The sequence below is a fragment of the Streptomyces sp. NPDC050549 genome, from assembly GCF_040655035.1.
Classification (GTDB): Bacteria; Actinomycetota; Actinomycetes; order Streptomycetales; family Streptomycetaceae; genus Streptomyces.
In genome coordinates this window covers 14,387-33,397 of sequence record NZ_JBFAJD010000057.1, presented here as the reverse complement: position 1 = coordinate 33,397, position 19,011 = coordinate 14,387, and the positions used below count along the sequence as shown (strand labels likewise).

The 19,011-nt window shown below is 70.1% G+C and carries 18 protein-coding genes and 2 tRNA genes; 9 read left to right on the top strand and 11 right to left on the bottom strand.

The features are described 5' to 3' along the window. Positions 1–126: 126 nt before the first annotated feature. The 4 genes from AB0I51_RS44120 to AB0I51_RS44105 all read left to right on the top strand — a co-directional run bounded on the left by AB0I51_RS44120 (position 127) and on the right by AB0I51_RS44105 (position 3,263). Complete coding sequence (locus tag AB0I51_RS44120; RefSeq protein ID WP_362984458.1) at positions 127–1,239, top strand: SDR family oxidoreductase; 1,113 nt, start codon at positions 127–129, stop codon at positions 1,237–1,239. 105 nt (positions 1,240–1,344) lie between these two features. After that, positions 1,345–1,806, top strand: a complete 462-nt coding sequence (locus AB0I51_RS44115; RefSeq protein ID WP_093629039.1) for a molybdenum cofactor biosynthesis protein MoaE — start codon at positions 1,345–1,347, stop codon at positions 1,804–1,806. Between the two features lie 129 nt (positions 1,807–1,935). Further along, positions 1,936–2,100 carry a hypothetical protein gene (locus AB0I51_RS44110; protein ID WP_019072131.1) on the top strand — a complete coding sequence of 55 codons (165 nt, stop codon included), beginning with the start codon at positions 1,936–1,938 and terminating at the stop codon, positions 2,098–2,100. A gap of 65 nt (positions 2,101–2,165) precedes the next feature. Then, positions 2,166–3,263: a PDZ domain-containing protein gene (locus AB0I51_RS44105; protein ID WP_362984455.1), complete on the top strand. Its 1,098-nt coding sequence runs from the start codon at positions 2,166–2,168 to the stop codon at positions 3,261–3,263. 97 nt (positions 3,264–3,360) lie between these two features. Here the strand turns inward: AB0I51_RS44105 and AB0I51_RS44100 are convergent, their stop codons facing one another. Then, complete coding sequence (locus tag AB0I51_RS44100) at positions 3,361–3,903, bottom strand: PPA1309 family protein (protein WP_362984453.1); 543 nt, start codon at positions 3,901–3,903, stop codon at positions 3,361–3,363. A 174-nt stretch (positions 3,904–4,077) separates the two neighbouring features. On the opposite strand from AB0I51_RS44100, the gene AB0I51_RS44095 reads away from it, so the two are divergent. From AB0I51_RS44095 to AB0I51_RS44080, 4 genes are all read left to right on the top strand, one after another. After that, entirely contained in the window at positions 4,078–7,041 is a 2,964-nt protein-coding gene (locus tag AB0I51_RS44095; protein ID WP_362984474.1) for a UPF0182 family protein, read from the top strand. 72 nt (positions 7,042–7,113) lie between these two features. After that, a tRNA-Met gene (locus tag AB0I51_RS44090) sits at positions 7,114–7,187 on the top strand. A gap of 206 nt (positions 7,188–7,393) precedes the next feature. Then, positions 7,394–9,337, top strand: coding sequence for a sel1 repeat family protein (locus AB0I51_RS44085; RefSeq protein WP_362984451.1), 1,944 nt, complete (start codon positions 7,394–7,396; stop codon positions 9,335–9,337). 228 nt (positions 9,338–9,565) lie between these two features. Continuing rightward, a tRNA-Met gene (locus AB0I51_RS44080) sits at positions 9,566–9,639 on the top strand. Positions 9,640–9,687: 48 nt separating this feature from the next. Here AB0I51_RS44080 and AB0I51_RS44075 read toward each other — a convergent pair. The 6 genes from AB0I51_RS44075 to hisN all read right to left on the bottom strand — a co-directional run bounded on the left by AB0I51_RS44075 (position 9,688) and on the right by hisN (position 14,513). Beyond that, complete coding sequence (locus AB0I51_RS44075; RefSeq protein ID WP_362984449.1) at positions 9,688–10,833, bottom strand: ABC transporter substrate-binding protein; 1,146 nt, start codon at positions 10,831–10,833, stop codon at positions 9,688–9,690. Then, entirely contained in the window at positions 10,830–11,693 is an 864-nt protein-coding gene (locus AB0I51_RS44070; protein WP_362984447.1) for an ABC transporter permease, read from the bottom strand. The genes AB0I51_RS44075 and AB0I51_RS44070 overlap by 4 nt, the downstream gene beginning before the upstream one ends. Next, a complete protein-coding gene (locus AB0I51_RS44065) occupies positions 11,690–12,457 on the bottom strand; it encodes an ABC transporter ATP-binding protein (protein WP_362984445.1) in 768 nt (255 codons plus the stop codon). Before AB0I51_RS44065 ends, AB0I51_RS44070 begins: the two co-directional genes overlap by 4 nt. Positions 12,458–12,611: 154 nt before the next feature. Further along, a complete protein-coding gene (locus AB0I51_RS44060) occupies positions 12,612–13,028 on the bottom strand; it encodes a Fur family transcriptional regulator (RefSeq protein WP_200689012.1) in 417 nt (138 codons plus the stop codon). A gap of 98 nt (positions 13,029–13,126) precedes the next feature. Continuing rightward, a complete protein-coding gene (locus tag AB0I51_RS44055) occupies positions 13,127–13,519 on the bottom strand; it encodes a CBS domain-containing protein (RefSeq protein WP_362984443.1) in 393 nt (130 codons plus the stop codon). 193 nt (positions 13,520–13,712) lie between these two features. Then, positions 13,713–14,513 carry a histidinol-phosphatase gene (gene hisN / locus AB0I51_RS44050; RefSeq protein ID WP_317884661.1) on the bottom strand — a complete coding sequence of 267 codons (801 nt, stop codon included), beginning with the start codon at positions 14,511–14,513 and terminating at the stop codon, positions 13,713–13,715. 225 nt (positions 14,514–14,738) lie between these two features. Between hisN and AB0I51_RS44045 the strand changes: the two genes are divergently transcribed. Then, entirely contained in the window at positions 14,739–15,359 is a 621-nt protein-coding gene (locus AB0I51_RS44045; protein WP_362984441.1) for a TetR/AcrR family transcriptional regulator, read from the top strand. 4 nt (positions 15,360–15,363) lie between these two features. On the opposite strand, the gene AB0I51_RS44040 is transcribed toward AB0I51_RS44045, so the two are convergent. The 4 genes from AB0I51_RS44040 to AB0I51_RS44025 all read right to left on the bottom strand — a co-directional run bounded on the left by AB0I51_RS44040 (position 15,364) and on the right by AB0I51_RS44025 (position 18,971). Beyond that, entirely contained in the window at positions 15,364–15,687 is a 324-nt protein-coding gene (locus tag AB0I51_RS44040; RefSeq protein WP_093629046.1) for a multidrug efflux SMR transporter, read from the bottom strand. Positions 15,688–15,773: 86 nt separating this feature from the next. Continuing rightward, positions 15,774–16,784 (bottom strand): ribosome small subunit-dependent GTPase A, encoded by a 1,011-nt coding sequence (rsgA, locus tag AB0I51_RS44035; protein WP_362984439.1) that lies wholly within the window; start codon positions 16,782–16,784, stop codon positions 15,774–15,776. Positions 16,785–16,796: 12 nt separating this feature from the next. Next, on the bottom strand, positions 16,797–18,125 hold the full coding sequence (aroA, locus tag AB0I51_RS44030) for a 3-phosphoshikimate 1-carboxyvinyltransferase (RefSeq protein WP_362984437.1): 1,329 nt from the start codon (positions 18,123–18,125) through the stop codon (positions 16,797–16,799). 123 nt (positions 18,126–18,248) lie between these two features. Beyond that, positions 18,249–18,971 (bottom strand): M50 family metallopeptidase, encoded by a 723-nt coding sequence (locus AB0I51_RS44025; protein ID WP_362984435.1) that lies wholly within the window; start codon positions 18,969–18,971, stop codon positions 18,249–18,251. Between the last annotated feature and the right edge of the window lie 40 nt (positions 18,972–19,011).

The following is a 19,011-nucleotide window of genomic DNA, read 5'->3' as shown; positions in this document are numbered from 1 at the left end:
GCCTAGACACCGCGGGCCGATCGGGCCTCGGTGCGTCGCCGAGACCTGGCCTGCGGCAGGATGGATGCCACCTGGTCCGGACGCGTCACGCGCGTCCGTACTGAAGACAACCGCTGGAGACGCCCGGTGAGTTCCCCAGATCCGCAGGTTCGCGCAGCGCGAAACCACTCAACCAGTCCCGCCGTGCGCGGGCCCGTCGTCGCGGTCACCGGCGCCGCGTCCGGGATCGGGGCGCTCCTCACCGAGCGGCTCGCCGCGTCCGAGGAGATCAAGCAGGTCATCGCCATAGACGAGCGGCGCGGCGAGTGCGCGGCGGCCCAGTGGCACATCCTCGACGTACGGGATCCGGCCATCGCGGAGAAGCTGCGCGGCGCCGACGTCGTCGTCCATCTGGCGCTGGACCTCGATCTGGAGACCGATCCCGCCGCCCGTTCGGCGTACAACGTGCGGGGGACCCAGACCGTGCTGACCGCCGCCGCGGCGGCCGGGGTCCACCGGGTCGTGCTCTGCACCTCGGCGATGGTCTACGGAGCGCTGCCCGACAACGAACTGCCGCTCTCGGAGGACGCCGAACTGCGCGCCACCGCGGAGGCCACCGGTGTCGGCGACCTGCTGGAGGTCGAGCGGCTCGCGCGGCGCGCGCCCAGGGCGCATCCCGGGCTCAATGTCACCGTCGTCCGCCCCGGAGTCCTCGTCGGCGGCACCGACACCGCGCTGACCAGGTACTTCGAGTCACCCCGACTCCTGGTGGTGGCCGGTTCGCGGCCCGCCTGGCAGTTCTGCCATGTCGAGGACCTGTGCAGTGCCCTGGAGTACGCCGTCCTGGAGAAGGTCGACGGGGAACTCGCCGTCGGCTGCGACGGCTGGCTGGAGCAGGAGGAGGTCGAGGAGCTCAGCGGCATCCGGCGCATGGAGCTGCCGTCCGCGGTCGCGCTCGGCGCGGCGGCCCGGCTGCACCGGATCGGACTCACGCCGTCCCCGGCCGGCGACCTGGCGTACACGATGTACCCCTGGGTGGTCAGCGGGAGCCGGCTGCACGACGCGGGCTGGCGGCCCCGGTGGACCAACGAGGAAGTGCTCGCGGAACTCCTGGAGGAGGTTGCCGGACGGCACACGGTCGTCGGGCGACGGCTCGGCCGCAAGGATGCGACGGCGGCGGGCGCCGCGGGCGCGACGGTCGCACTGCTGGGCGCGGCGGCGGTCGTACGGCGGGCGCGGAAGGCCCGCCGGCGGATCTGACCCGGACCGGGAACGACCTCCTGTAGGACGCTCCAAACAGCCACACGCGCGTGCCTGTCGAAAGTGCTATTCCGCGCTGTCGGCGGGGTGCGGCACGATGGAGGCATGGCACCCACGATCGACCACCCCGGTGAGCAGGCCGCGCAGGATCCCGTCAAGCTGATCGGGATCAGGGAGACGCCGCTCTCCGTGGACGAGGTCTTCCGGGCGGTCGGGGACGACGCGGCCGGGGGGACGGCGCTGTTCGTCGGGACCGTGCGCAATCACGACGGCGGTGCCGACGTGGACCGGCTCGGCTATTCGTGCCACCCCAGTGCCGAGGCCGAGATGCGGCGCGTCGCCGAGAAGGTCGTCGCGGACTACCCGGTGCGCGCGCTGGCCGCCGTCCACCGTGTGGGGGAACTTGGGATCGGGGACCTGGCGGTCGTCGTCGCCGTGTCGTGTCCCCACCGGGGCGAGGCCTTCGAGGCGTGCCGGAAACTGATCGACGATCTCAAGCACGAGGTGCCGATCTGGAAGCACCAGCAGTTCTCCGACGGCACCGAGGAGTGGGTCGGCGCCTGCTGATGCGCACTCACGTGCTTCTCACCCGCCCTCCGGTTGCGTAACCGCCCCCCGGGCATGAGCGTTGTCAGTGGGGCTGGCTAATCTGCTGATCAGTCAGTTGAGGCGACTCTGTGGGGTTGGGAGGTCGGCATGGCGGCACTCGCCTGGTTGTTGATTCCGCTGGTGGCTGCGATAGGTGCCGGTCTGTGGGGCAGTTGGGCCAACAGGACCCGCAAGGTGCGCAGCGACGGTCCGGAACTGGACGGCTATGCCCGCTTCCGCGAGGCGATGGACAAGTCCCACTCCGGCACGTGAACGGAAGCGTGACCGGAGGGCGGCCCTGACGGTGCGCTGACAGAAGCGTCCCGTACTGTCGTGCCATGCCACGCCGCACCGCGACGATGCTCGCCTCCACCCTGATGCTGATCGCGCTCCTGTGCGCGGGAGTCCTCATCAACGTCCCGTATTCGGAGATGTCACCGGGCCCGACGGTGAACACGCTCGGGGACCACGACGGCGAGCCGGTGCTGCAGATCACCGGGCGCAAGACCTACCCGACGACCGGTCACCTGAACATGACGACGGTCCGGGTCACCAGCGCCGACTACAACATGAACCTCATCGAGGCCGTGTACGGCTGGCTCGCCCACGACGACAAGGTCGTCCCGCACGACACGCTGTACCCGGACGGCAAGACGGAGCAGCAGTCGACACAGGAGAACGCCGAGGAGTTCAGCCAGTCCCAGGAGAGCGCCAAGGTCGCCGCCCTGGACCAGCTGGGCATCCCGGTGAAGTCCTGGGTGATCGTCTCGACGGTCGTCAAGGGCACACCGGCCGAGGGCAAGCTGCACGCCGGTGACGTGATCAAGGCCGTCGACGGTACGACGGTCAAGCAGCCCGACGACGTGGCGAAGCTGGTCACCAAGCGCAAGCCGGGCCAGAAGGTCGTGTTCACGATCGTGTCGGCCAAGGACCAGGCCGCCGCGGTGAAGGCGAACAGGACGGCGACCGCCACGAAGGACATCACGATCACCACCGCGACCTCCGACGACACCGGGGTCAAGCGCGCCATCGTCGGCATCTCGGCCGGAACCGATCACACGTTCCCGTTCTCCATCGACATCAAGCTCGCCGACGTCGGCGGCCCGAGTGCCGGTCTGATGTTCGCGCTCGGCATCTACGACAAGCTCACCCCGGGCGACCTCACCGGCGGCAAGTTCGTGGCCGGCACCGGCACCATCGACGACAACGGCAAGGTCGGCCCGATCGGCGGCATCTCGATGAAGACCGTCGGCGCGCGCAGCAAGGGCGCCCAGTACTTCCTGACGCCTGCCGAGAACTGCGCCGAGGCCGCCAAGGACACCCCCAGTGGCCTCAGGCTCGTCAAGGTGAACACCATCAAGGACGCGATCAGCGACCTCAAGCTGATCAACAGCGGCAAGACCGCCGACCTCCCGAAGTGCAGCACCAAGGGCTGATCAGGCCCCTTCTTCAAGAAGATCTCGCGTACGACTCCGGGGGCGCCCTCAAGCCGGGAGCGCCCCCGGAGTCGTACCGGAGCCGTAGGGGACGACGTCAGTCCTCGAAGGTCGCCGACAGGGCCTCCGCGAGACCCGGGACCAGGGCGCCGCCGGTGAGGACCTCCGTGGGGGAGTCCTTCTCGCGCAGCCGCAGGGCCGAGTCGCGGGTGCCGTCGCGCAGGACCGCGACCGTCATGCGGACCTCCTGGCGGTCCGGGTGCTGGGCGACCCACTGGGTGAGCTTCTTCTCGCTCAGGCCTTCCGGGACGGAGGCCTCGGCGGACGGCGGCAGCATCAACCGCTCGACGGTGAGCGCGCAGCCGGCCACCGCGTCGGGCCAGGCGATCGTGCCGAGGAACTCGTCCAGCGGCTTTCCGGCCGGGATCTCCTCCTGCTCGATCGGGGTGAGACCGGTGGTCCCGGGCTCGTCCCGCAGGCCGAGTTGGGCCGCGAGACCGGGCTCCTGGGCCCGCAGTCGCGCGGTGTCTACGAGGGCGAAGAGGCGAGCGGGCTGGTCCCAGCCGAGGCCGGAGGCGTACTCGTCGATCTCCAGTACGGCCCGGGTGAGGGGGTTCGCTGCCATGGGAGTGTTGGACATGGTCACAATCCTGCCTCGTTCATGGCCGGAATCGGGAACCGAGTAAACGGTGAGTAAGTTGCATAGGTGTGGGCCCGCGATCACGTGGGGCTACGGACGGTCCGCGAACCCGGGGGCCTGACGCAACGACAGCGACCAACAGCGAACTTCGAGGTGCGCACCTTGGCTTTCCAGATGCCGGACCGCGGCGGAGGCCCGCAAGGGCCGCGGATCAGAGTGGGCCGCCCGTCCCGGCGGGTCCGGACTTTGCTCATGACACTGGGCGTCCTTGCCGTACTCGGCATGGCGTTCACGATGTTCGCGGGCTTCTGGACGGACTGGCTCTGGTACCGGTCGGTGCATTACTCGTCCGTGTTCACCACCACCCTGTCGACCAAGATCGGCCTGTTCTTCGTCTTCGGCCTGCTGATGGCGGCCGCGGTCGGCGTGAACATCTGGCTGGCGCACCGCCTGCGTCCGCCGCTCAGCGCCATGTCGATGGAGCAGCAGAGCCTCGACCGCTACCGCATGGGCATCGCGCCGTACAAGAAGTGGCTGCTGCTGGCGATCACTGCCCTCGTCGGGCTGATCGCGGGCGCCTCGGCGTCCAGTCAGTGGCGGGTCTGGCTGATGTGGGTCAACGGCGTGCCCTTCCACCAGAAGGACCCGCAGTTCCATCTCGACGTCTCCTTCTACGCCTTCGACCTGCCCTGGTACCGCTTCCTGCTCGGCTTCGGCTTCGCCGCCGCGATCCTCTCGCTGCTCGCCGCCGCGCTGACGCACTACCTGTACGGCGGGCTGCGCATCACCAGCCCGGGCGCGCGCGCCACGGCCGCCGCCACCGGGCACCTGTCGGTGCTGCTCGGCATCTTCGTCGCCCTCAAGGCGGTCGCCTACTGGCTCGACCGCTACGGACTCGCGGTCAAATCAAGCGACTTCAAGGCGACGGGTGACTGGACGGGCCTCAGATACGTCGACGCGAACGCGTATCTGCCGGCCAAGACGATCCTGTTCTGCATCGCCGTCATCTGCGCGCTGCTGTTCTTCGCCACCCTGTGGCGGCGCACCTGGCAGCTGCCCGTCATCGGCTTCGGCCTGATGGTGCTCTCCGCGATCCTCATCGGCGGCCTGTACCCGGCGATCGTCCAGAAGTTCACGGTCCAGCCCAACGAGCAGGCCAAGGAAGCCCCGTACGTCCAGAAGAACCTCAAGGCGACGCGCGAGGCCTACGGCATCGACGACACCAAGGTCACGGAGTACTCGGGGACGAGCACCACCAAGGACAAGACCAAGCTCCGCGCGGACGTCGACTCCACGGCGAGCATCCGGATCGTGGACCCGAACGTCGTGTCGCCCACGTTCCAGCAGCTCCAGCAGATCAGGAACTACTACGCGTTCCCGACCAACCTGGATGTCGACCGCTACACCGAGGACGGCAAGGACCAGGACACGGTCATCGGGCTGCGCGAGCTGAACCTCAACGGCATCCCGAAGAACAACTGGATCAACGACCACTTCCGCTACACCCACGGCTACGGAGTGGTGGCCGCCAAGGGCACCGAGGTCGACTCCGAGGGCCGCCCGGTCTTCACCGAGTCCGATCTCCCGTCCTCGGGTGACCTCGGCAAATACGAGCAGCAGATCTACTACGGCGAGAAGACCACCACGTACTCGATCGTCGGCGGTCCCCAGAAGGAGATCGACTACTCCGACGACAGCGGTGAGAAGACCACCAGCTACAAGGGCAAGAGCGGGGTCAGCCTCTCCAACCCGCTCAACCGGGCCGCGTACGCGGTGGCCTTCAACGAGCCGCAGATCCTCTACTCCGGTGCGATCGGCGAGGGTTCGCGGATCCTGTACAACCGCACGCCCAAGGAGCGCGTCGAGGCGGTGGCGCCCTGGCTGACCATCGACGGCGACGCCTACCCGGCGGTCGTGGACGGCCACATCCAGTGGATCGTCGACGCGTACACCACCAGCAACGGATACCCGTACGCCTCCCGGACGACCCTCGGGGACACCACGGCCGACTCGCTCACCGCGACCAACAACAACCGCGCGGTGGTGGCCCAGCAGAACCAGGTCAACTACATCCGCAACTCGGTGAAGGCGACCGTCGACGCGTACACCGGTCAGGTCAAGCTCTACCAGTGGGACACCGAGGACCCGGTCCTGAAGACCTGGATGAAGGCGTTCCCCGGCACGGTCGAGCCCAGGTCGGACATCTCGGCCTCGCTGATGGCCCATCTCCGGTACCCGCAGGACCTGTTCAAGGTCCAGCGCGAGCTGCTCACCCGCTACCACGTGACGGACGCGCAGACGTTCCTCAGCGGCAGCGAGGTGTGGCAGGTGCCGGACGACCCGACCAACAAGTCGGGCAGCGCGGTGCCGCCGTACTACCTGAGCATGAAGATGCCGGACCAGTCCGCGCAGGCGTTCTCCCTGACGACGACGTTCACGCCGAACGGGAGAGACAACCTCAGCGCCTTCATGGCGGTCGACTCCGAAGCCGGCAGTCCGGACTACGGCAAGATCAGAATCCTGAAGCTGCCGACCAGCACGACCGTCGGCGGGCCCAAACAGGTGCAGAGCGCCTTCAACTCCCAACAGGACATCGCGGAATCCATCAAGCTGCTCAAGGGCGGCGACTCCGACATCGAGTACGGCAACCTGCTGACGGTGCCGCTCGACGGGGGACTGCTGTACGTGGAGCCCGTCTACGTACGCGGTGGTGGACTCAAGTACCCGCTCCTGCGCAAGGTGTTGGTGGCCTACGGGAACAAGACCGCCTTCGAGGACACGCTGGACGAGGGGCTCAACAAGGTCTTCGGGGCGGAGACTTCGACCACGCCACCGGATACGGGTACCACCACGCCACCGACCTCCAGCAATCCAACGGTCCAACAGGCCCTGACCGACGCCCAGAAGGCCTTCGACGCGGGGCAACAGGCCCTGAAGAAGGGCGACTGGGAGGCGTACGGGCAGGCGCAGAAGGATCTGCAGGCCGCGCTGAAGCGGGCCGAGGACGCGCAGGCCGCCGCCGAGAAGAGCAGCGGCAGTGACAAGAGCAGCCCGAGTCCCAGTAGCAGTCCGACCGCGAGTAGCAGTCCGAGTGCCAGTAGCAGTCCCAGCAGCAGTCCGAGCAGTGCGAGCGGTTAGCGCAGCTCAGACGGCAGTTGATCACTAGGTCAGAGGCCCACCCCGCACCGTGGTACGGTTGCAACACAACGGCGCGGGGTGGAGCAGCTCGGTAGCTCGCTGGGCTCATAACCCAGAGGTCGCAGGTTCAAATCCTGTCCCCGCTACTGATCGAGAAGGCCCGGATCCTTTCAAGGATCCGGGCCTTCTCGCTGTGCGAACGCATGTGCCGACGAGGGTGTCGGCCGTGCCGCCCGGGGTACTTGGTGAATCCGTGTTTCGCTTGTCTCTCTGTGGGCATGTCGACAAAACGCTGTAGAGACCTCACTGGCTGCGGTATACCAGGTGTACCCAGGTTGCAGGTGGTGCGACGATGGACGTTATGGGGGACAAGGCAACTCTGTTGGATACAGGGCGTTTTGTGCAGCCTTCCGACCGGGACGAGACCGGTGAGGGGGAGGCTGTCGACGAGGCACGCACACGGCTCGCCGCACAGGCCGGCGACGTCGAGGCGACGAGTGTCCTCGGAGCGATGCTGCTGCGCCGCGGTGATCTCGACGGAGCCGAGCCCCTGCTGCGTGCCGCCACCGCCGAGGGCGACCGGGCCGCGGCCAACAACCTGGGTGTCCTTCTGCACCAGCGCGGATACGCCGACGAGGCCGCCGGGTGGTGGCGGATCGCCGCCGTGGCCGGTTCCGCCGCCGCCGCGCACGCACTCGGCCGGTACCACCGCGAGCGCGGCGACGAACCAGCCGCCGAGTACTGGCTGCGTCAGTCCGCCGAGCAGGGCCACGCGCTCGGCGCGTACGCCCTCGCCGACCTGCTGGAGCACCGCGGGGACGCCGCGGCCGAGCAGTGGATGCGGTCCGCCGCGGAGCGCGGGCACCGCGAGGCCGCGTACCGGCTGGCGCGCGCGCTCGATCGGCGGGCGCCGCACGAGGACGAGTACGGGGCTGGGAACGGGATCGGGGGCGGGAACAGGGCCGCAGGCCGCGACGAGATCTCGGACGGGGTCCGGTACGGGGAGCGGGCCGGCGCAGGCGCGGACGCGACCGACGGTGGTGCCGGATCGGCTTCCGGCCTCCCCACGGGCTCTGCGGTCTCTGTTCCCGGCAACGAAGCCGAGCAGTGGTACCGCCAGGCCGCCGCGCGTGGGCATCAGCGGGCCGCGCTGCAGCTCGGGGCGATCCTGGAGAAGCGGGGCGAGCTAAAGGAGGCCGGGCGCTGGTACCTGACGTCCGCCAAGGACGGCGAGGCCCGGGCCGCCTGCGCGCTCGGGTTCCTGCTGCGCGACGCCGGCGACACCGAGAGCGCCGCCGTGTGGTGGCTGCGCGCAGCCCAGGACGGCGACGGCAACGCGGCCAACGCGCTGGGCGCGCTGCACGCCGAGCGCGGCGAGACACAGACCGCCGAACGCTGGTACCGGGCCGCGATGGACGCCGGTGACGTGAACGGCGCGTACAACCTCGGGCTGCTCTGCGCCGAGCAGGCGCGCACCGCGCAGGCCGAGCAGTGGTACCGCCGCGCGGCCTACGCCGGACATCGCGAGGCGGCCAACGCGCTCGCCGTGCTGCTGCTCCAGGGCGGCGACGCGACCGGTGCCGAGCCGTGGTTCTCCAAGGCCGCGGAGGCCGGGAGCGTGGATGCGGCCTTCAACCTCGGGATCCTCTTCGCCGGGCGCGGCGAGGAGGCCGTCGCGCTGCCCTGGTACGAGCGGGCGGCTGCCGCCGGGCACACCGAGGCGGCGCTGCAGGTCGGCATCGCGCGGCTGCGGGACGGCGACGAGCGGGAGGCCGAACGGCATCTGCGGTGCGCCGCCGGCGGGGGGAGCGCGGAGGCGGCGTACCGGCTGGCCTCGGTGCTCGACGCGCGGCGGCCACCGGCGCCCGCGCACGAGCTGGGTGAGCAGGTGCACGAGAAGACCGAGTGCGAGGAGTGGTACGAGCGGGCCGCTTCGCAGGGGCACCGGCGTGCCCAGGTGCGCGTCGGGATGCTGTCCGCCGCGCGCGGGGATGTGGTCGAGGCGGCCCGGTGGTACCGCGAGGCGGCCGAGGCCGGGTCGCGCAACGGGGCTTTCAATCTTGGGCTGTTGCTGGCCCGGGAGGGGAGTGAGCCGGAGGCGGCGGTGTGGTGGGCTCGGGCTGCGGATGCCGGGCATGGGCGGGCGGCGTTGCGGCTGGCGTTGGTTTACGCGCGTCGTGGGGAGCTGGCGGAGGGGCAGCGGTGGGCGGATCGGGCCGTGTCCCTGGGGCCGGTGGAGGTGTCGGAGCGGGCGGCTCGGTTGCGGGATGCGTTGCGGCAGGAGCTGACGGCGTAGGGCGGGGTGTTCTTTCGCCCCCGCCGCCCCTACCCGTCCCGTCCCCGGGCGCTGCGCCCCCAGCCCCCCGCTACGACCTGGACGGCGCCTCATCCTCAAACGCCGGACGGGCTGGAGGATGCCGGCCTGGGGTGGAAAGTGAACGCCGGACGAAGTGAGTGCGGCTGACCTGGGGCGATAAGTGATTTGCTTCTCTCGGTACGGCTGACGTAGTGTCGTGTTTACCGACGCGGGGTGGAGCAGCTCGGTAGCTCGCTGGGCTCATAACCCAGAGGTCGCAGGTTCAAATCCTGTCCCCGCTACTGAAGGCCGAGGGCCGGAATCCGAGAGGGTTCCGGCCCTCGGTGTTTCTACGGCTGGTGGCCCACCGCCTCCTCGTACAGCGAACGGTCCACGGTCCGTGACTCCGGAAGTGCTGCCCCCTTGGACACCCCCGCCGCCTTGTACGCGGCCTGCAAGCGCGTTGTCGTGCCCGCGCGGATCTCCCAGTCCATCAGGAGCGACGGGGTCGACTTCAGGACCGCCTCGTCGGTCTTCAGGAGCTTCGCGAGATACGTGACGAAACTGGGGTCGCTTTTGTAGTCGCCCGCGAAGTACGTGTTCACCGTGCGGATGTAGGCGCGGAGGAGGGCCACCCCGGCGTCCACGTCGTCGTGCAGGAGGCTGCGGCCGTACAGCATGCCGCCCAGGGGCTCGCCGAGGGGCTGGCCGCCCAGGAAGGCGTAGGCGGGGTTGCCGTCGACCTTGCGCCAGACGGGGTCCAGGAGCCACGCGGAGTCGACGCCGCCGTTCTGGAGGGCGGTGAGGACGTCGGCCGAACCGAGCTGCTGGTACTGGATCTTGTCGAGGCCGCCGCCGTGGATCGCGAGTGCCTTCTCCATGGGGTACGCGATCACCGATCCCTTGCCGATCATCGTGCCCATCCTGCGGCCCGCCATCCGGACGTCCGCCGCCGCCTCGCCCTTCTTCAGCTTCACCCACAGACCGCTCTTCGACTTGGGGTCGGGCGAGAAGTTCCCGGCGACCCACTTGATGTCGAAGCCGCCCTCGACGCCGTTCATGACGGCCGCCTCCGGGGCCGCCCACATCGCGTCGATGTCCCCCTTTGCGAGAAGGGGAAGCGCGTCCGGGGTCGGGAGCACCTTGAGTGTGACGTCCAGGCCCTCCTTCTTGAACTCGCCCTTGTCCAGGGCGACTTCGAGTGGGGCCACGTACTCCGCGCTGAGCGTCCCCGTCGCGATCGTCACCTTCCGCGTCTTGGGGAGGAGCTGTGGGGCGGGGGTGCCCGGTCGGCAGCGGGCCGGGGTGCGGGTGGGGGAGAGGTCCGCCGGGTCCGTCCAGGAGGACTTGCCGCAGCCGTCCACCGGCTCGACCGAGCGGTTGCCGACGGCCGCCGTGCCCGAACTCCCGGAGTCGTCCGCGTACTTGGACGAACAGCCCGCCGACGCCAGCACCGCCGCCACGACGACCGACACACCGTACGCACGCCGTCTCACGACTGCCCCCGTCCTCGGTCCCGCGGTGCCCAGGGTGTGAGCAACCGGCCCGCCAGCCGCACCAGTTCGGAGAAGACGACCCCGAGGACCGCGACGCACACGATGCCCACGAACATCACGTCGTTCTGGAACAGCGCGCGGGAGTCGAAGATCAGATGGCCCAGGCCGTTCGTCGCGGCGATCTGTTCCGAGGCGACGATGACCAGCACGGCCACACCCGCCGCGATGCGCGCGCCGACCAGGACCGCCGGGAGGGAGGCGGGGAGGAGGACGTGGCGGAACATCTGCCACGGGGTCGCGCCGAAGACCCGGCCCGCGTCACGATGCCCGGAGGGTATGGCGACGACCGCCGACATGGTCGAGATCCACACGAAGAAGAAGACCGTGGCGGCCACCAGGGCCAGTTGGGGGCCCTCGCCCAGGCCGAACATGTTCAGGAAGATGGGCAGCAGGGCCAGTTTCGGTACGACGTACAGGGCGTCCAACAGCGGTTCCAGCGCGGCCCGGACGAGCGGGAGGGAACCCATCAGCAGGCCCAGGGCGTAGCCGGTCGCCGTGCCGATCGCGTAGCCGCCCAGGACTCGCCGGGTGGTGGCCCACACGTCCGGCCACAGCTCGCCGGCGGTGGCCCGGTCCCAGCCGTCGGAGAGGATCGTGGAGGGGGCCGGGTAGACGCGGGGGTCGATCCAGCCCTGGGCGGCGGCCAGTTGCCACCACAGGACCAGGGCGAGCGGTACGGCCACGGCGAGGGACAGTTCCAGTGCGCGCCGGTGGCGGTGGGTGCGTACGGGACGGAGTTCCTGCTGGCCGGGGCGGCGGACCAGGACCCAGTCCTCGCGGTCGGGGGCGACGGTCGTCATGCGGGTACCGCCTCCTTCCGCAGCAGTTCCCACAACTCGCTCTTCAGGGCGGTGAATTCGGGGGTGTCGCGGATGTCGCCGGTGCGCGGACGCGGGAACGGGGGACGGTGTTCGGCGATGATCCGGCCCGGGCGTGCGGACATCACCAGCACGCGGTCCCCGAGCACGAGCGCTTCCTCCAGGCTGTGCGTGATGAAGAGGGTGGTGGTGTGCAACGCCTGGGTGAGGCCGAGGAGTTCGTCCTGGAGGATCGTGCGGAGCTGGGCGTCCAGGGCGGCGAACGGCTCGTCCATCAGCAGGAGTTCGGGCTCTACGGCGAGTGCGCGGGCGATGGCGACCCGCTGGCGCATGCCGCCGGAGAGGGTCGCGGGATAGGCCTGCGTGAAGTCGGCGAGGCCCAGGCGGGCCAGCCACTCGTCGGCGCGGGCGTTGGCCTCACGGCGCGGGACGCGCTGGACGTCCAGGCCGAAACGGACGTTGGCGCGGACCGACTTCCAGTCGTAGATGCCGTAGTCCTGGAAGATCATGGCCGCCGGGCGCGGGCTGGACGTGCGGATCTCCAGGGTGCCCGCGCTGGGGCGCAGCAGACCCGCGGCGATGCGCAGCAGGGTGGACTTTCCGCAGCCGGACGGGCCGACCAGGCAGACGAACTCGCCGGGGGCGACGGTGAGTTCGAGCGGGCCGAGGGCGTGGATCTGGTGCGGGGCGCGGCCGAAGGTGCGGGTCAGTCGGGTGGCGTGGAGTTTTGGGTGCAGGTCTCCCACGGTTGCTCCTCGCGGAGTTCGGTACGGGTGTGAGGACGGGGGGTGGGGAGTGCCGCACGACGATATGACGGACCGTCAGATTCGGGAAGGCTGTAGGCAGCACAAAGCCCCGGCGTCCGTGTCGAACGGATGCCGGGGCCGGTGTGGGGACTTGCTACGCGCTCGCGCAGTTGGGGCACAGTCCGCGGTACGTCACCTCGACGTCCGAGACCGTGAAGCCGAAGCGCTCCGAGTCGGGGAGGTCGGCGAGGGGGTTGCCGCCCGGGTGGACGTCGCGGATCTGGCCGCAGTTGGCGCAGACCAGGTGGTGGTGCGGGCTGTGCGCGTTCGGGTCGTAGCGCTTGGCGCGCTTGTCCGTGGCCACTTCGAGGACCTCGCCGAGGGAGACCAGCTCGCCCAGCGTGTTGTAGACCGTCGCCCGGGAGATCTCCGGGAGCTTGGCCACGGCGCGGGAGTGGACCTCGTCGGCGGTCAGGTGGACGTGGTCGCCGTCGAGCACTTCGGCCACGACGCGCCGCTGTGCGGTCATCCGCCATCCGCGTCCGCGCAGCCGCTCCAGAAGGTCACTCATGCAGGCCAGCCTAACAGCAACGTGACCAGTTTCCGAATAGGTGTGACTTTGGAGGGCTGCCGGACTTGGACTGGATCCAACTAGTTGCCGGGTGGCTGTCAGGCCGGCACCTGCTGGCGTGCGGGTGCCCAGCAGCGGATGATGTCGCGCACCGAGACGATGCCGGCGGGCTCGGCGCGGTCGAGGACGACGAGGTGACGGAAGCCGCCGTGGGCCATGGCGCTCGCCGCGTCCTCCAGTGTCCAGGCCGGGGTGGCGAACACGACGTCGGTGGTGGTGTGGGCGTGGGCGCGCTCGGTGTCCGGGTTCTGGCCCTTGCCGAGCGAGTTGAGGATGTCCCGTTCGGTGAGGATGCCGATGCCGCCGGCGTCCGGATCGAGGACCACGGCGGCGCCGACATGGCGCGAGGACATCAGGGCGGCTGCCTGGCGGAGGGTGTGGGCGGGGCCGATGGTGAGAACCACCGTGCTCATGGCGTCGCGGACCAGCATGGGATGAGGCCACCTCCTAGGGAATCCGGATCGGTTCACGGACCTGGGGACCGGTGGTCGCCCGGCCCTGGTCCGCTAGTTACCGGATTCACAAGTTCACAAGTGGGGGGACTCTCAGAGTCGCAGGTAAAGCACGGGTCAACAAGAGGGCGCGCGCGGCCGGTTGGGGGCTTGTGCGGGCGTCCCGTTGTGCTCAGTAGCGCATGTTGAGATACCCCAGGAACTCGTCGTGCAGGATGCCGTTCGACGCCGCCGCGTTGCCGCTGTGCGGGCCCGGGCGGCCGTCGAGGCCCGTGAAGGTGCCGCCGGCCTCGGTGACGATGATCGCGTTGGCGGCCATGTCCCAGAGGGAGAGTTCGGGTTCGGCGCAGATGTCGACCGAGCCCTCGGCGACCATCATGTACGGCCAGAAGTCGCCGTACGCGCGCGTGCGCCACACCTCGCGGGTCAGGTCCAGGAAGCCGCCGAGGCGGCCCTGGTCCTCCCAGCCGGTGAGCGAGGAGTACGCGAAGGACGCGTCCGCCAGCTTCGAGACCTGGGAGACGCGCAGCCGGGACGCGGAGGACAGGCTGCGTCCGGTGTAGGCGCCGTGGCCCTTCGCCGCCCACCAGCGGCGGCCCAGCGCGGGCGCGGAGACCAGGCCCACGACCGGCTGGTAACCGCCCTCCGCCGCCTCCGTCAGGGAGATCAGCGTGGCCCACACCGGGACTCCGCGTACGTAGTTCTTGGTGCCGTCGATCGGGTCGATCACCCAGCGGCGGGGACCGGTGCCCTCGACGCCGTACTCCTCGCCGATGACCGCGTCGCGCGGGCGGGCGCGCTGCAGATGGCCGCGGATGAGTTCCTCGGCGGCCTTGTCCGCCTCGCTGACCGGAGTCATGTCCGGCTTGGTCTCGACCTTGAGATCGAGCGCCTTGAACCGGGCGGTCGTCGCGGCGTCGGCGGCGTCCGCGAGGACGTGGGCGAGGCGCAGGTCATCGTGATAGTCGGCCATGCGTGAACCGTATCTTCAGGGGTCGGCGCGGGGCTACAGGGTCCGGTGGGCGGAACGGGAGGTGGGACCGTCGCGGGGGCGTGGCGTCCTTCCCCCGGGCGGCACTCTCCCCTCAACTCCCGCGCGCATTGGCCGAAGTGCGCCCCCCGGCGCCGTCGTGAACCCTTGACAGTGCTCCCGTGCGCGTCAAATCTGGGCGCAGAGCCGCTCGTCCCCGGGAGGCGAATGATGCCTGCAGCGCGGGAATCCCTGTTGGACGCCGCCTATACGGCGCTGGCACGCAGGCCGTGGTCCACCGTACGGATGGTGGACGTGGCCGCCGCGGCCGGAGTGTCCCGGCAGACGCTGTACAACGAGTTCGGCAGCAAGGAGGGGCTCGCGCGGGCGCTGGTCAGAAGGGAGGCCGACGGCTATCTCGTCGGCGTCGACCGGGCCCTCGGCGCGCATGCCGACGCCCGCGAGCGACTGACCGCGACCGCCGAGTGGACCACGTCGGCGGCCCGCGAGAACGCTCTGGTGCGGGCCATGCTCACCGGCTGCTGGAGCGAACGGCTGCCCTCGCCGACGCTGTCCGCGGTGCCGTCCTCCTCCGCCGTACCGGCACAGCGCCGGGCGGACGGACCGCTGCCCTCGCCCGGCGACTTCGTGGCCGTCGTCCGAGACCGTGCCGTGGCCGCGCTGGCCGGCCCCGGAGCGGCTCGGCCGGACACCGCCGACCTGGCCCGCTCCTGCGAACTCGTCGTACGCCTCGCCCTGTCCTGCGTGGCGGCGCCACCGGGTGAGGGCGGCGTGGGCGAACTGGTGCGCAGCGCGCTGGCCCCGGCCCACCGGGCCCTGATCACCTAGGAAGTCAGTGGGCGGAACCGGACAGCTGGAGTCCGATGACCCCGATGATGACGAAGCTGATCGACACGATCTTCAGGGTGGACACCAGGTCGCCGAGGAAGACCATGCCGTAGATCGCGGTGCCGGCCGCGCCGATGCCGGTCCACACGGCGTACGCGGGGCCGACGTCGAGCTTCTTCAGGGAGAGGGTGAGCAGGCCGAAGCTGCCCAGGGCGAAGGTGCAGAAGGCGACCGTCGGCCACAGGCGCGTGAAGCCGTGGGACAGCTTCAGGCACACGGCGAACCCGGTCTCCAGAATTCCGGCCACGACAACCAGCAGCCACGCCATGTGCTGTCCTCCCGTTTGCCCGGCTCGGTGCGATTATGCACTTACCGAACCTGAGTCCCCACAAACACGCGGTGGTCAGCCGGTGATCAGTCGCCCTCGGTCCGCTCCCGGGTGGCCAGCAGTCGCCGTAGCGAATAGAGCCGCTGGGGGTCGGCGTGGCCGTCGGCCACCCACTGGTCCAGGGCGCAGTCCGGCTCGTCGTGGCTGCACGCGCGAGGGCAGTCGACCGTGCCGGGCTCCAGGTCGGGGAAGGCCTTGATGACCCGGGACGGGTCCACGTGGTGCAGGCCGAAGGAACGGACACCGGGGGTGTCGACGACCCAGCCGGAGTCGTCGGGCAACGGGATCATGCGCGCCGAGGTCGTGGTGTGCCGGCCGCGCCCGGTGACGGCGTTGACGATGCCGGTGCTGCGCCGTCGCTCCAGCGAGACCAGCGCGTTGACGAGGGTCGTCTTGCCGACGCCGGAGTGCCCGACGAACGCGGTGATCTTGCCGTCCAGTTGCTTGCGGACCCGCTCCACCGCACTGCCGTTCTCCAGTTCCTCGCGGCTCGTGACGACGTACGGGACGCCCAACGCGCCGTACAGCTCCAGGAGTTCGTCGGGTGACGCGAGGTCCGACTTGGTCAGGACGAGCAGCGGGTCGAGGCCGCCGTCGTAGGCCGCGACCAGACAGCGGTCGATGAGGCGGGGGCGCGGCTCGGGGTCGGCGAGGGCGGTGACGATGGCGAGTCGGTCGGCGTTGGCGACGACCACGCGCTCGTACGGGTCGTCGTCGTCGGCCGTGCGGCGCAGCACCGAGGTACGCGGCTCGATGCGGATGATGCGGGCGAGGGTGTCCTTGTCGCCGGACAGGTCGCCGATGATGCCGACGCGGTCGCCGACCACCGCCGCCTTCCGGCCCAGTTCGCGGGCCTTGACCGCCATCACGACCCGGTCCTCGACCAGACAGGTCAGGCGGCCCCGGTCGACGGTGACGACCATGCCCTCGACCGCCTCCTCGTGCTTGGGGCGGATGTTCGTGCGCGGCCGGTTGCCCTTGCGGTTCGGGCGCTGGCGGATGTCGTCCTCGTCGGTGTTCTTGCCGTAGCGGCGCATGGCGTGTGTCCCCTACGCCCCATCGCTCCCGAGCATCCCGGTCCACAGGTCGGGGAAGTCCGGGAGGGTTTTCGCGGTGGTCGCCACGTTCTCGATCTGCACGCCCTCGACCGCGAGGCCGATGACGGCGCCCGCGGTGGCCATGCGGTGGTCCTCGTAGGTGTGGAAGATCCCGCCGTGCAGGCGGCGCGGGCGGATGTGCAGACCGTCGGCGGTCTCGGTCACATCGCCGCCCAGCTCGTTGATCTCCTTGGTGAGCGCGGCCAGCCGGTCCGTCTCGTGCAGCCGGAGGTGGGAGACGCCCCGGAGCGTGGACGGCGAGTCCGCGAGGGCGGCCACGGCCGCGATGCCGGGGGTCAGTTCGCCGACCTCGCCCAGGTCCACATCGATACCGTGGATCGCACCCGAACCGGTGAACTCCAGCCCGTACTCGGTGAGTTCGCAGGAACCACCCATCTCGGTGAAGATCTCCCGCAGCCGGTCACCGGGCTGTGTGGTCCGCGCAGGCCAGTCGGGCACGACCACCTTGCCGCCGGCCACCAGCGCCGCCGCGAGGAACGGCTGCGCGTTCGACAGATCCGGCTCGATGGTCAGGTCCCGGCCCAGCAGCGCGCCCGGGGTCACCCGCCAGACGTTGGGCTCGCCGCCCGACTCCGGGGTGTCCACCTGGGCGCCCACCGCGCGCAGCATGTCCACCGTCATCCGGATGTGCGGCATGGACGGCAGCGAGGAGCCGATGTGGCGGACCTCGACGCCCTGGTTGAAGCGGGGTCCGGAGAGCAGGAGCGCGCTCACGAACTGCGACGAGGACGAGGCGTCGATCTCCACCGGTCCGCCGTCCAGCGCGCCCCCGCCGTGCACGGTCAGCGGCAGCGCACCCCGGCCGTCGTCGTCGATCCGGGCACCGAGCACCCGCAGGGCGTCGATCACACCGTTCAGGGGGCGCTCGTACGACCTCGGGTCGCCGTCGAAGCGGATGGGGCCGTCGGCCAGCGCGGCGACGGGGGGGAGGAAGCGCATCACAGTGCCCGCGTTGCCGACATCCACCGTGGCCGGGCCGTGCAGGCCCGACGGGATGACCCGCCAGAACTCGCCGGAGCCCTTTTCTGCGCCTACGCCCTCCTCGATGCCCACGCCCATCGCACGCAGGGCGGCTGCCATCAGGAGGGTGTCGCGGGAGCGGAGGGGGCGGCGGAGCCAGCCCGGTTCGCTGGCGAGGGCGGCGAGGACGAGGGCGCGGTTGGTGACGGACTTGGACCCCGGGACGTGGACCGTCGCGTCGACGGCTCCGGCGGCGGTGGGGGCGGGCCAGAGAGCGGTTTGGTCGTTGTTCGGGGCCATGGGGTCACTGTATAAGGAGGCCGTCGTTCGGGTGCGGCGCCGTTGTGGCTGGTCGCGCCCGCGCGGCGGAGCCGCAAATGGATACAGTCCCGCGCCCCCACTGACTCGCCCCTTCGGGGCTTGTCACAATTCCAACAACCACCGTCCACCGCCTATCAGCGAGCACAGTGACACCAGGTGGAAGAGGAACAGCCACAGACCCGCCGGTACATGCGTCAAGCGGGCCAGTTGGTCGGCGTCCGAGTCGCCCGCCCCACCCCTCGACCTCTTCGCCTGGAGTTCGAAAGCCGGACGCACCCCACCCAGCAACAGGAACCACACCACCGCGTAAGCGAAAGCCGCCTGCACCTGGGGACCCGTCAGCCATGACACCAGAAGGAAGGCCGCGCCGCTGAGGATCACCGTCAAGGCGCCGTACGCGTTGCGGATCATCACCAGCATGGCTATCAGGAGGAGGGTCGACAGCCACAGGAGGAGGGTGATGTGGCCGGCGCCCAGGAGGGCTGCGCCGCCCAGGCCCAGGAGTGGGGGAGCGGTGTAGCCGGCGGCTGCCGTGAGGATCATGCCGAGGCCGTGCGGCTTGCCCCGGCTGACGGTGAGGCCGCTGGTGTCGGAGTGCAGGCGGATGCCGGTGAGAGTGCGGCCGGTGAGCAGGGCCACCAGACCGTGGCCGCCCTCGTGGGCGATGGTGATGGCGTTGCGGGAGAGGCGCCACAGCCCGTGCGGGATCACCACGGCCAGCGCGGCGACCATGGTGGCGATCACCACCCACAGGTCCGGGTCGGGCTGGCTGCCGAAGACCTCGTCCCAGAGGGCGCTGAGCGAGGTGATTGCGGTGCTGTCCATTGGCGGCGGAGGCTCCCGTGGGTGTCGATATACAGGGGCT